Source organism: Saccharothrix carnea (assembly GCF_003014735.1).
In the GTDB taxonomy this organism is placed as follows: Bacteria; Actinomycetota; Actinomycetes; order Mycobacteriales; family Pseudonocardiaceae; genus Actinosynnema; species Actinosynnema carneum.
The window spans coordinates 88,891-100,379 of record NZ_PYAX01000001.1 but is presented as its reverse complement, the minus strand read 5'-3'; the positions used below and the strand labels follow the sequence as shown (position 1 = coordinate 100,379).

At 71.4% G+C, this 11,489-nt stretch carries 12 protein-coding genes and 2 riboswitches; of the genes, 10 read left to right on the top strand and 2 right to left on the bottom strand.

Features of this window, described 5'->3' with window-relative positions; genetic code table 11:
- Nucleotides 1-51: 51 nt before the first annotated feature.
- Entirely contained in the window at nucleotides 52-504 is a 453-nt protein-coding gene (locus tag B0I31_RS00510) for a GNAT family N-acetyltransferase (protein ID WP_106613313.1), read from the bottom strand.
- A 130-nt stretch (nucleotides 505-634) separates the two neighbouring features.
- Between B0I31_RS00510 and B0I31_RS00505 the strand changes: the two genes are divergently transcribed.
- The 9 genes from B0I31_RS00505 to B0I31_RS00470 all read left to right on the top strand — a co-directional run bounded on the left by B0I31_RS00505 (nucleotide 635) and on the right by B0I31_RS00470 (nucleotide 8,402).
- A complete protein-coding gene (locus tag B0I31_RS00505) occupies nucleotides 635-1,759 on the top strand; it encodes an acyl-CoA dehydrogenase family protein (protein ID WP_425444334.1) in 1,125 nt (374 codons plus the stop codon).
- A 1-nt stretch (nucleotide 1,760) separates the two neighbouring features.
- Nucleotides 1,761-2,885 (top strand): CaiB/BaiF CoA transferase family protein, encoded by a 1,125-nt coding sequence (locus B0I31_RS00500; RefSeq protein WP_106613311.1) that lies wholly within the window; start codon nucleotides 1,761-1,763, stop codon nucleotides 2,883-2,885.
- 409 nt (nucleotides 2,886-3,294) lie between these two features.
- Nucleotides 3,295-3,456, top strand: coding sequence for a hypothetical protein (locus B0I31_RS40290; protein ID WP_181319924.1), 162 nt, complete (start codon nucleotides 3,295-3,297; stop codon nucleotides 3,454-3,456).
- 201 nt (nucleotides 3,457-3,657) lie between these two features.
- The gene (locus tag B0I31_RS00495; RefSeq protein WP_077006273.1) at nucleotides 3,658-4,146 is read left to right on the top strand and encodes a transcriptional regulator; all 489 of its coding nucleotides are present in this window, start codon (nucleotides 3,658-3,660) and stop codon (nucleotides 4,144-4,146) included.
- 112 nt (nucleotides 4,147-4,258) lie between these two features.
- Nucleotides 4,259-4,642 (top strand): hypothetical protein, encoded by a 384-nt coding sequence (locus B0I31_RS00490; RefSeq protein WP_106613310.1) that lies wholly within the window; start codon nucleotides 4,259-4,261, stop codon nucleotides 4,640-4,642.
- 15 nt (nucleotides 4,643-4,657) lie between these two features.
- A complete protein-coding gene (locus tag B0I31_RS00485) occupies nucleotides 4,658-4,960 on the top strand; it encodes a DUF3817 domain-containing protein (RefSeq protein ID WP_106613309.1) in 303 nt (100 codons plus the stop codon).
- A 63-nt stretch (nucleotides 4,961-5,023) separates the two neighbouring features.
- Nucleotides 5,024-5,111: riboswitch (glycine riboswitch) on the top strand.
- 1 nt (nucleotide 5,112) lies between these two features.
- A riboswitch (glycine riboswitch) is annotated at nucleotides 5,113-5,207 on the top strand.
- Between the two features lie 125 nt (nucleotides 5,208-5,332).
- On the top strand, nucleotides 5,333-6,436 hold the full coding sequence (gene gcvT / locus B0I31_RS00480; RefSeq protein WP_106613940.1) for a glycine cleavage system aminomethyltransferase GcvT: 1,104 nt from the start codon (nucleotides 5,333-5,335) through the stop codon (nucleotides 6,434-6,436).
- A 15-nt stretch (nucleotides 6,437-6,451) separates the two neighbouring features.
- Nucleotides 6,452-7,717: a serine hydroxymethyltransferase gene (gene glyA, locus B0I31_RS00475; RefSeq protein ID WP_106613308.1), complete on the top strand. Its 1,266-nt coding sequence runs from the start codon at nucleotides 6,452-6,454 to the stop codon at nucleotides 7,715-7,717.
- A 79-nt stretch (nucleotides 7,718-7,796) separates the two neighbouring features.
- Nucleotides 7,797-8,402: a malonic semialdehyde reductase gene (locus B0I31_RS00470; RefSeq protein WP_106613307.1), complete on the top strand. Its 606-nt coding sequence runs from the start codon at nucleotides 7,797-7,799 to the stop codon at nucleotides 8,400-8,402.
- A gap of 69 nt (nucleotides 8,403-8,471) precedes the next feature.
- On the opposite strand, the gene B0I31_RS00465 is transcribed toward B0I31_RS00470, so the two are convergent.
- Nucleotides 8,472-9,134 carry a hypothetical protein gene (locus B0I31_RS00465; RefSeq protein ID WP_106613306.1) on the bottom strand — a complete coding sequence of 221 codons (663 nt, stop codon included), beginning with the start codon at nucleotides 9,132-9,134 and terminating at the stop codon, nucleotides 8,472-8,474.
- A 171-nt stretch (nucleotides 9,135-9,305) separates the two neighbouring features.
- Between B0I31_RS00465 and B0I31_RS00460 the strand changes: the two genes are divergently transcribed.
- On the top strand, nucleotides 9,306-11,369 hold the full coding sequence (locus B0I31_RS00460) for a S9 family peptidase (protein WP_106613305.1): 2,064 nt from the start codon (nucleotides 9,306-9,308) through the stop codon (nucleotides 11,367-11,369).
- Nucleotides 11,370-11,489 lie beyond the last annotated feature (120 nt).

Genomic DNA, 11,489 nt, shown 5'->3' with positions numbered 1-11,489 from the left:
CAACGGTAACCACCGCTGCCGACCCTGCCCATGACCGCGCGAGGTGACTTATTAGCTCACCGTCGTGAGCGGGCGGTCCATGGTCTCGCCCTCGCCGACGAACCCGAGCCGCGCGTACAGCCGCCGGGCCGTCTCGTTGTCCTGGAACACGCGCAACCGCACCCGCGACCACCCGTGCTCACGCGCCCACGCCAGCACGTCGCCCACCAGCGCCTCGCCCACGCCACGCCGCCGGAACTCGGGCTTGACCCACATGGAGTACAGGTACAACGCGTCCGAGTGAACTTCGTGCGGCACACCGGCGACCAGCCCGACCGGGTCCGGGTCCTCCGCGACGACCTTCACCCCGCGCTCCGGCGCCAACAGCTCCCGCCACCGCGCCTCGTCGAACTCCCGCTCCACCGCCAGCGTCGAGCCGAACGCCGCCGCGTCGCTGCCCAGCGCGGTCAACCGGATGCCGCGCCACGTCGCCCAGTCGTCCGGCCCGAGCCGCCGCAGTCGCATGCCACCAGTCTGGCCCAAGGTTCTGACATTTGCGCTCACGATCACGCGTCACCCTGGCGCGCTGCGGTCATGGCGGTGCGGGCCGGCCGGTGGGAACGTCGGTGTCATGCCAACTCGCCGTTCCGCATGGATGACCGAGGACCTGGACCAGTTGCGCAAGCTGGCCCGGACGTTCTTCGAGAGGGAGGCGGTCCCGCACCAGGAGCGCTGGGCCGCGCAGAAGCAGGTGGACCGGGACTTCTGGACCAAGGCGGGCGGGGTCGGCCTGCTCTGCCTGTCCATCCCCGAGGAGTACGGCGGTGGCGGCGGCACGTTCGCGCACGAGGCAGTGCTGCTGGAGGAGCAGGCCCGGTGCGGTGACAGCGCCTGGGGCAACAGCGTGCACAGCGGCATCGTCGCCCACTACATCAACGCCTACGGCACCGAAGAGCAGAAGCAGCGGTGGCTGCCGAAGATGGCGTCCGGCGAGTACGTCGGCGCGATCGCCATGTCCGAGCCCGGCGGCGGCTCCGACCTGCAGAACATCAAGACGCGGGCACTGCGGCGCGGCGACGAGTACGTGCTGTCCGGTTCGAAGACGTTCATCACCAACGGCGCGCAGGCCGACCTGGTCATCGTGGTCGCCAAGACCGACCCCGGCCAGGGCGCGACGGGCATCTCGCTGCTGGTCGTGGAGACCGCGCAGGCCCGGGGCTTCCGCCGCGGCCGGGTGCTGGACAAGGTCGGCATGCACGGCCAGGACACCGCCGAGCTGTTCTTCGACGACGTGCGCGTGCCCGCGGCGAACCTGCTGGGCACCGGCGAGGGTCAGGGGTTCATCCAGCTGATGCAGCAGCTGCCGCAGGAGCGGCTGATCATCGCGGTGGCGTCCGTGGCGGGCATCGAGGCGGCGGTGGACCTCACGCTGGCCTACGTCAAGGACCGCACGGCGTTCGGCCGCGAGCTGATCAAGTTCCAGAACACCCGGTTCAAGCTCGCCGAGTGCGCCACCGAGGCCCGCGTGACCAGGGCTTTCGTGGACGAGTGCGTGCAGGACCACCTGGCGGGCCGCCTCGACGTGCCCACCGCGGCGATGGCCAAGTGGTGGGCCACCGAACGGCTGTGCCAGGTGGTGGACGAGTGCGTGCAGCTGTTCGGCGGCTACGGCTACATGACCGAGTACCCGATCGCGCGCGCGTGGGCGGACGCCCGCGTGCAGAAGATCTACGGCGGGACGAACGAGATCATGAAGGAAATCATCGCGAGGTCCCTCTGACATGCCTGGACCGCTGGAAGGGCTCAAGGTCGTCGAACTGGCGGGCCTCGCGCCCGCCCCGTTCGGCTGCATGGTGCTGGCCGACCTCGGCGCGTCGGTGGTCCGGGTGGACCGCGTCGGCGGCGGTACCGAGGTGCCGCTGCTCGGGCGCGGGCGGCGGTCGATCGGCGTGGACCTGCGCCGACCGGAGGGCGCCGAGCTGGTGCTCCGCCTGGTCGCCGGGTCCGACGTGCTGGTCGAGGGCTTCCGGCCGGGGGTGACCGAACGGCTGGGCATCGGGCCGGCGCAGTGCCTGGCCCGCAACCCGCGACTGGTCTACGGGCGGATGACCGGCTGGGGGCAGGACGGCCCGCTGGCCGACCGCGCCGGGCACGACATCAACTACATCGCGGTGGCGGGGGCGCTGGAGCCGATCGGCCGGGCCGGTGCGCCGCCGACCGTGCCGCTGAACCTCGTCGGCGACTTCGGCGGCGGTGGGCTGCTGCTGGCGCTGGGCGTGCTGGCCGCGCTGTACGAGCGGGAGAGGTCCGGGCGCGGGCAGGTGGTGGACGCGGCCATGGTCGACGGCGCGGCGCTGCTGACCACGTTCCTGCACGGCATGTCGTCGGCCGGCGCCTGGCCCGGTGCGCGCGGGGAGAACCTGCTGGACGGCGGCGCGCCGTTCTACGACGTGTACGAGGCCGCGGACGGCAGGTTCGTCAGCATCGGGGCGCTGGAGGAGAAGTTCTACGCCGAGCTGCTGGTCGTGCTCGGCCTGGCCGACGCCGGGCTGCCCGGCCGGCACGACCCGGCGAACTGGCCGGAGCTGCGGTCACGCATCGCCGCCGCGGTGGCCACCCGGACGAGGGACGAGTGGGCGGCGCTCGCGGAGGGCACCGACGCGTGCCTGGCGCCCGTGCTGGCTCCCGGCGAGGCGCCCGGGTACGGGCACAACGCGCGGCGGGGGACGTTCGTCGAGGTGGACGGGGTGGCGCAGCCCGCGCCGGCGCCGCGGTTCGAGCGGACGCCCGCCGGCACGCCGGGTCCGCCGCCCGCGGTGGGCGAGCACACGGTCGCCGTGCTGGGTGAACTGGGGCTGGGGGAGGACGAGATCGCGGGGCTGCGGCGGTCCGGGGTCGTCGCCTGAGGTGACCGGTACCCGATTGGTCTGGAAAAGGGCGCGGTAAATCACCTGAAGGGGGACCGGAATTGACTGGCAGCCCTCATCGACCTTTGTCACGCTCGGTGCGTGCGTCGGCGCAATCAGGTGATGGGCGGCGAAGAGATGAACGTGTCCTGGAACCTCGGTGTCCGTGCCTGGGGGGTGGGCGACTGCCCGTACCTTGGTGATCGGCGGGACCACAGGTCCCCTTGATCGTCCGTTCGAGTGACAGTCGAGATGGTTCCAGCCTGGTTGCGTGGTCGATCCGACCGCCGGTCGGGCGATGGCGGCGGGTTCGACCGTCATCATCCGGGTGAATGAGGGACCATGGCCGTTGACACGACCGGAGCGGCGCCCGGCCGCCCTGCCCAGTGATACGGACGGAGAGCGATCAGTGAACGTCAAGAAGGTGGTGACGCTGGCGGCGGTCGCGCTGGTGCTGTTCCTCCTGATCACCCAGCCGAACGAGTCCGCCGAGGCGGTGAGGACCGCGCTCGGGTGGCTCCAGTCCGGCGCCGAGTCGATCATCACCTTCGTCCGCAGCCTCTTCGCCTAGATCACCCGCCGCACTCCCACCAACTCCGCTCAGTGCGGTCACGATCGGTGACTATGCGCCCCGGCCGTTGCACCGTACGGGTGGAATGAGGGCTATAACGCCCTGGTAACAGGGTTTTAGACAAACCGGGGTCTAGCGGTTGTCGGTACCCGCTAATACGGTGCGTCGCATTGGCTGATCTTCGACCGATGAGGAGGCAGAATGGTCGAGGACTCCGGAGTCGACGAGCTGTTGCGGCAGTGGGCGGCTGAGCGCTCGGACGACGCCGAGCTGCAGGAGGTGAACCGGATCAAGGACGCGTGGCTCGCGGAAGCCCCGCCGTCCGCGCCGGGGATCCCCGTGCAGCGGGCGAATGGCGGTCCCCGCGGCCTGGTGAAGGTCGAGTCCGCGGATCCGGCGTACGTGGCGGCGATGCGGAAGCGGGCGCCCGAGGTGCCCGAGGCCCTGCTCGCGGCCGCCGCCAGCTACTGGCAGCTGGTGGGTGACCTGTCCGAGGCGGAGCAGTGGTGGGACGCGGGCATCAGCCCGTTGGACCAGCGCGCTCTGGACTACCGGGCGGCCGGGCTCACCCCCGCCGACCTCGGTCGTCGCCTCGGCCCGATGACGGTGCTCCAGCACCTGCGTCGGGGTAGCGCGGCGGCCTGGTGCGTGGCCAGGCTGCAGAGGCAACGCCGGGACGGCGTGGCCTAGGTCCGACGAGTCGGGGCGGGCTCCTGCGGTCTTGGAGCCCTCACCTTTCCGAGGGGCGGGCTCCTGTGCGGGGAGCCCCAGCCCCGTGTGAAGTACGAAGTACTCTTGAGGCGTGCGAGGCCTCATCACTCCCCAGCGGCTGGCCATCGTCGCCGTGTGCCTGGCGTCGCTGGTCGTGTGCTGCGGCCTGGCCTACTGGCAGTGGGAGCGGTTCTCGCAGGCCGGTGGCACGTTCCAGAACCTCGGCTACGTCTTCCAGTGGCCGCTGTTCGGCCTCTTCCCCGCGTTCATGGTGTGGCGCATCCGCAGGCTGGACGCCCGCCGCAAGGCCGAGGCCGCCGACGTGCCCGCCGTCGCGCCGGAGCCGGTGGTCGAGCCGTCGCGGCCGGTCGTTACCGTTGAGCCCGTCAGAACACCCGTGCACGACGACGAGGACGAAGAGCTCGCGGCCTACAACCGTATGCTCGCCGAACTCAACGCGCGGGACCAGCGGTGAGGTGAAGGTAGGGCGATGAGCGGCGCGTTGAGCAGGTTCCGGTTCATGGCTTACGTGGTCGGTGTCGGCCTGCTGCTGCTCGTGGTCGCCATGATCGCCAAGTACGCGGGCGACAACGAGGGCATGATGCAGGTCGTCGGCCCCGTCCACGGCTTCCTGTACGCGGTGTACCTGGTGCTCACCGTCGACCTCGCGCTCAAGGCCCGCTGGTCGATCAAGGGCACCGTCCTGGTGCTGCTCGCGGGCACGATCCCGTTCGTGTCGTTCTACGCCGAGCGCAAGGTCGTCGAGAGCGTCCGGGCCGAGAAGAGCCTGTGACCGGGGTTGACCCCACCCGGCGGGCACCCCTAGCGTCTGGCGGTACCAACTGAACACGGCCGTCGATGTCGAGCGGGAGAGTCCCCGACCGGGGCGCCGAAGGAGCAACTCCTCCCCGGAATCTCTCAGGCACAGGTACCGCCCGACGAAGGCAACTCTGGAAAGCAGGCGCACCCGGTGCGCCTCGCCCACGGTGCAAGCCGCCCTCACCGGGCGGCGAAGCTCTCAGGCTCATGGCAGAGGGGGAGGCTCACTCGACGAGGAGTCTCCGATGGACCGTGTCATCCTTTCGCTCGTGAATCTCTCGGACGTGCCGCCCGCCGACCCGACCGGTCGGCGCCGTCGCCATGTCCGCACCCAGGGAGGGCCCGCCTGATGGAAAGCCGCCGCACGCCCCTGCACGCCGAACACGAGGCGCTGGGCGCCATGTTCACCGACTTCGCGGGCTGGCGGATGCCGCTGCGCTACGACAGCGAGCTGGCCGAGCACCACGCGGTGCGCACGTCGGCGGGCCTGTTCGACCTGACCCACATGGGTGAGATCCTGCTCACCGGCCCCCAGGCGGGCGCCGCGCTGGACCACGCCCTGGTCGGCCACGCGTCCGCGATCGGCGTCGGCCGGGCCCGGTACACGATGATCTGCGAGGCTGACGGCGGCGTCATCGACGACCTGATCGTCTACCGCACCGGTGACCAGGAGTACCTCGTCGTCGCCAACGCCTCGAACGCCTCGGTCGTCCACCAGGCGCTGGTCGAGCGCGCGAAGGGCTTCGACACCACCGTCGAGGACAAGTCCACCGACTACGCGCTGCTCGCCGTGCAGGGCCCGGAGTCCACCGCCATCCTCGCCGGCCTCACGCCCACCGACCTGGCCTCGGTCAAGTACTACGCCTCGTACCCGACCGAGGTGGCGGGCAAGCCGGTCCTGCTCGCCCGCACCGGCTACACCGGCGAGGACGGCTTCGAGCTGTTCGTCGCGCCGGACGACGCCGCCCACGTCTGGCAGGCGCTCCTGGAAGCGGGCGCGCCGCACGACCTCAAGCCCGCCGGCCTCGGCTGCCGCGACACCCTCCGGCTGGAGGCGGGCATGCCGCTGTACGGCAACGAGCTGGGCCGCGACCACACGCCGTTCCACGCGAACCTCGGCCGGGTGGTGAAGCTGGACAAGCCGGGCGACTTCGTCGGCCGCGACGCCCTCGCCACCGTCGCCGAACAGGGCGTGGACCAGGTCCTGGTCGGCCTGAAGACCACCTCGCGCCGCGCGCCGCGGCACGGCTACCCCGTGCTGGACGCGTCCGGCAACCCGATCGGCGAGGTCACCAGCGGCGCGCTCTCGCCCACCCTCGGGTACTCCGTGGCCATGGCGTACGTCACCGTGGGCAACACCGAACCCGGTACCCCGCTGTCCGTCGACGTCCGGGGCAAGCACGAGCCGGTCGAAGTCGTCGCACTGCCCTTCTACAAGCGATCCAGCTAAGGGAGAGACCCACACATGTCCGAGCACTTCAACACCTCCCTCGCGGAGTTCGACCCGGAGGTCGCGAACGCCGTCGCCGCCGAGCTGCACCGGCAGCAGAGCACGCTGGAGATGATCGCCTCGGAGAACTTCACGCCGGTGTCGGTGCTCCAGGCGCAGGGCTCGGTGTTGACGAACAAGTACGCCGAGGGCTACCCCGGCCGGCGCTACTACGGCGGCTGCGAGAACGTCGACGTGATCGAGCGCCTGGCGATCCAGCGCGTCAAGGACCTCTTCGGCGCCGGTTTCGCCAACGTCCAGCCGCACTCGGGCGCGCAGGCCAACGCGTGCGCGATGTTCGCCCTGCTCCAGCCGGGTGACACGATCCTGGGCCTCGACCTGGCGCACGGCGGGCACCTCACCCACGGCATGCGGATCAACTTCTCCGGCAAGCTCTACAACGTGGTGCCCTACCACGTCTCGGAGTCGGACGGCCGCGTCGACATGGCCGAGGTCGAGCGCCTCGCCCTGGAGCACCGCCCGAAGCTGATCGTCGCGGGCTGGTCGGCCTACCCCCGCCAGTTGGACTTCGCCGAGTTCCGGCGCATCGCCGACTCCGTCGACGCCTACCTGATGGTCGACATGGCGCACTTCGCCGGTCTCGTCGCCGCGGGGCTGCACCCGAGCCCCGTGCCGCACGCGCACGTCGTGACGACGACCACGCACAAGACCCTCGGCGGCCCGCGCGGCGGCGTGATCCTGACCAACGAGGCGGACCTCGCCAAGAAGATCAACTCGGCGGTGTTCCCCGGTCAGCAGGGCGGGCCGCTGGAGCACGTGATCGCGGGCAAGGCCGTCGCGTTCAAGCACGCCGCGTCACCGGAGTTCGCCGACCGCCAGCGGCGGACCGTCGAGGGCGCGAAGATCCTCGCCGACCGCCTCTCCCAGCCCGACGCCGCCGCGGCCGGGGTGAAGGTGCTCACCGGTGGCACGGACGTCCACCTCGTGCTGGTCGACCTGGTGGCGTCCGAGCTGGACGGCAAGCAGGCCGAGGACCGCCTGCACGAGGTCGGCATCACGGTCAACCGCAACGCGGTGCCGAACGACCCCCGTCCGCCGATGGTGACCTCGGGCCTGCGCATCGGCACGCCCGCCCTCGCCACCCGCGGCTTCGGTGCGACGGACTTCACCGAGGTGGCGGACATCATCGCCACCGCGCTGCAGGCCGCACCGGACCTCGCCGACCTGCGCGCCAGGGTCGAGGTCCTCGCGGCCAAGCACCCGCTCTACCCGACCCTGTGAAGACCGCCACGAAATAGCCGGCGCTTACTGGAGGTTGTCCCGTGCGCAACCCGCGTACGGGACAACCGAAAGAGGCACCATGACCGCGACCGTCGCCACTCTCACCTTGCCGGGCGAAGCACAGGACCTGCTGTTCCGCGAGGCCCGTACGGCGAACGCGTTCACCGACGAGCCGGTGACCGACGACCAGCTCCGCGCCGTCCACGACCTCGTCAAGTGGGGCCCGACCGCGATGAACAGCCAGCCGCTGCGCGTGCTGTACGTCCGCGGCCAGGACGCCAAGAACCGCCTCGCGCCCCACCTGGCGGAGGGCAACCGGGCCAAGACCCTCGCCGCACCGGTCACCGCGATCCTGTCCGCGGACACCGACTTCCACGAGCACCTGGCCACGACGTTCCCCCACTTCCCGGGCGCCAAGGCCGCGTTCGCCGACGACGCCAAGCGCACCGAGGCGGCCAGGACCAACGCCCTGCTCCAGGCCGGTTACTTCATCATCGGCGTCCGCGCCGCCGGCCTCGCCGCGGGCCCGATGAGCGGCTTCGACCGCGAAGGCGTGCGCCGGGAGTTCCTGGCCGACACCAACCACCAGCCCCTGGTGATCGTCAACATCGGCCACCCGGACCACTCCGGCACCCACCCGCGCAACCCGCGCCTGGACTACAGCGAAGTCGTCCGCACCGTCTGACACCCGCTGTGCGACACCCGAATCCCCCGGCCAACCCCAGGCCGGGGGATCAGGGCATTCCACAGTGGACTACGCGGCGGGAGGCGTCACCCCCGGCGGGAGGCACTCGACGTTGCGCTTGCCATCGGGCTGCACCACGAACCAGGTGCCGCCGACGCCCTGGCCCTTCCACTGGCCCGGCGCCTCGTCCTTGGCGTAGGTGTAGAGCGGCCAGCCGTCGAGCGTCACCTGCTCGGTGCCATCGGCCCTCTTCACCGTCGACACGAGTGCCGGGTCGACGCCCTGGAGCTGCGGCGTGCCGTTGGACAGCACGGGAGGCCACGTCACGGCGCACTGACCCTCGCAGTTGGACTTCGCCGGGTCCGGCGTGTCCTTGTCGAACCGGTACAGCGTGCGGCCGTCGCCGTCCTGCACGACCTCGCCCATCTTGGGCACGCTCTTGCCCACCAGCGTGACCTGCGGACCGGACGGCGCGGGCGCGGCCTGCCCCTCCGGCGCGTCCGCGGCGGGCTCCTCGGCGGGTTCCTCGGCGGGCGCGGCTTCCTCACTGGTCGGAGGGGCCAAGGGCTCCTGGACGTCGCCGTAGTCGCCCTGGGCCGCGGCACCCACCTGCTCGGTCTGCGCGACCGTCCTGCCCTGCAGGCCGGTCGCGTTGGAAGTCCACATGACCAGCGCGAGCACGGCTGCCATGCCGCCCGCGACGGCGATGGCGATGCGGTTTCGTCGGATCACACTCACTCCTCCTTGGTCCGTCAATCGCTCCACCGACGACTACGGCCCTCCCACCTCCGCGGTTCAGCGCGCGCCCGAAGACAGGGGTAGGCGCCACCCGGGCTCCCACCGCTGCGCCCGGCTGCCGTCACACCGCCACCCCACCGCCGCCCGAAGACATAGGGTGTCGAGGTGGGCAACGAGATCTCCTTCCCGCGCCAGCACGCGCGCACCCAGCGGTTCACCCTCGGCGCACCCCGGACGTTCACCGCGTCCCCGGACGGCACGAAGGTGTACTTCCTCCGCACCGCCACGGCCACGAGCCGGGCGAACGGCCTGTGGGCGTTCGACACCGCGACCCGCGCCGAGGCGCTGCTGGCCGACCCGGGCACCCTGCTGACCGACCCCGAGGACCTGCCCCCGGAGGAACGGGCACGCCGCGAGCGCACCCGCGAGTCGGCCGCCGGCATCGTCGGCTACGCCACCGACCGCGACGTGCGGCAGGCCGTGTTCGCGTTGTCCGGCAGGCTGTTCGTGATCGAGCTCGCCACCGCGTCGGTCCGCGAGCTGCCGGTCTCCGGTGCGGCCGTCGACCCGCGGCTGGACCCGACCGGGCGCAAGGTCGGCTACGTGGCAGACGGCGCGCTGCACGTCGTGGACCTCGAAACGGGGACCGACCGGGTGGTCGCGTCACCGGACGGCCCGGACGTCACGTGGGGCCTCGCGGAGTTCATCGCGGCCGAGGAGATGGGCCGCTACCGGGGCTACTGGTTCTCCCCGGACGGCGAGCACGTGCTGGCGGCGCGCGTCGACAACGCGCCCGTGCCGCGGTGGCACATCGCCGATCCGGCCAACCCGGCCACGCCCGCCACCGAGATCGCCTACCCGGCCGCCGGTGAGGCCAACGCCGCGGTGGAGCTGGTGCTCTTCGGCACCGGCCGGACCGACGTGACGTGGGACCGCGAGGCGTTCCCGTACCTGAACACGGTCTCCTGGACCTCGCACGGCAAGCCGCTGGTCCAGGTGCAGTCACGTGACCAGCGCCGGGTCCTGGTGCTGGCGGTGGACGTGGCGACCGGTGCCACCGAGGTCGTGGCCGACGACACCGACCCGCACTGGCTGGAAGTCGTGCCGGGTGCGCCGCGCTGGACCCCGCGCGGCGAGTTGGTGCGCGTGCTGCCGATCGGTGACGCGAACCGGCTCGTGGTCGGCGACCGCCCGTGGACGCCGGACGGCTTCCAGGTGCGCGCGGTGCTCGACGTCGCCGAGGACGGCGTGCTGGTGACCGCGTCCACCGACGACCCGACCCAGACGCACGTGTTCCTGGTCGACGAGGGCAACGTCACCCGACTGTCCACTGAGGATGGTGTGCACAGCGCCACCCGTGCGGGCGGGGTGCTCGTGCTGGCCCGTTCGTCGATGGACCACTTCGGACCCGAGGTCACCGTCTCCACCGGCGGCGGGATCGGCTCGTTCGCCGAAACCCCAGTGCTGACGCCGGAAGTGCGCCTGCTCACCGTCGGCGAGCGCGACCTGCGCGCGGCGCTCCTGTTCCCGCGCGGCCACGTGCCGGGCACCAAGCTCCCGGTCCTGCTCGACCCGTACGGCGGCCCGCACGCGCAACGCGTCGTCTCGGCGCGCAACGCCTACCTGGCCTCGCAGTGGCTGGCCGACCAGGGTTTCGCCGTCCTCGTCGTGGACGGCCGCGGCACGCCCGGTCGCGGTCCCGCCTGGGAACGGGAGATCGCGTTCGACTTCGCCGGCGCCACCCTGGAAGACCAGGTGGACGCCCTGCACGCGGTCGCCGCCGCCGAACCGGACCTCGACCTGACCCGAGTAGGCATTCGCGGCTGGTCCTACGGCGGCTACCTGGCGGCGTTGGCCGTGCTGCGCCGCCCGGACGTGTTCCACGCGGGTATCGCGGGTGCGCCGGTCACCGACTGGCGGCTCTACGACACCCACTACACCGAGCGCTACCTGGGCCACCCGGCCGACAAGCCCGAGGTGTACGACGCCAACTCGCTCATCGCCGACGCGCCGAAGCTGGAGCGCCCGCTGATGATCGTGCACGGCCTGGCGGACGACAACGTGGTGGCCGCGCACACGCTGCGCCTGTCGTCGGCACTCCTCGCCGCCGGCCGACCGCACACCGTGCTGCCCCTGTCCGGCGTGACCCACATGACCCCGCAGGAACAGGTCGCCGAGAACCTCCTCCTGCTCCAAGTCGACTTCCTCCACCGCTCCCTCACCCGATAGCGCGAGAGTCCTACCTCCAGCGCGCGAGAGTCCTACGTCCAGAGCACCTGAGTTCACCATTCGGCATACCGGCTGGTCGGCCGAGTGTTGAACTCAGGGCTCGTGAACGTAGGACTCTCG

Bases quoted from the DNA above. Each gene is read 5' to 3' on its own strand.
- B0I31_RS00510 (WP_106613313.1), bottom strand. From the start codon at position 504: ATGCGACTGCGGCGGCTCGGGCCGGACGACTGGGCGACGTGGCGCGGC.
- B0I31_RS00500 (WP_106613311.1), top strand. From the start codon at position 1,761: ATGCCTGGACCGCTGGAAGGGCTCAAGGTCGTCGAACTGGCGGGCCTC.
- B0I31_RS00505 (WP_425444334.1), top strand. From the start codon at position 635: ATGACCGAGGACCTGGACCAGTTGCGCAAGCTGGCCCGGACGTTCTTC.
- B0I31_RS00470 (WP_106613307.1), top strand. From the start codon at position 7,797: ATGACCGCGACCGTCGCCACTCTCACCTTGCCGGGCGAAGCACAGGAC.
- B0I31_RS00495 (WP_077006273.1), top strand. From the start codon at position 3,658: ATGGTCGAGGACTCCGGAGTCGACGAGCTGTTGCGGCAGTGGGCGGCT.
- B0I31_RS00485 (WP_106613309.1), top strand. From the start codon at position 4,658: ATGAGCGGCGCGTTGAGCAGGTTCCGGTTCATGGCTTACGTGGTCGGT.
- glyA (WP_106613308.1), top strand. From the start codon at position 6,452: ATGTCCGAGCACTTCAACACCTCCCTCGCGGAGTTCGACCCGGAGGTC.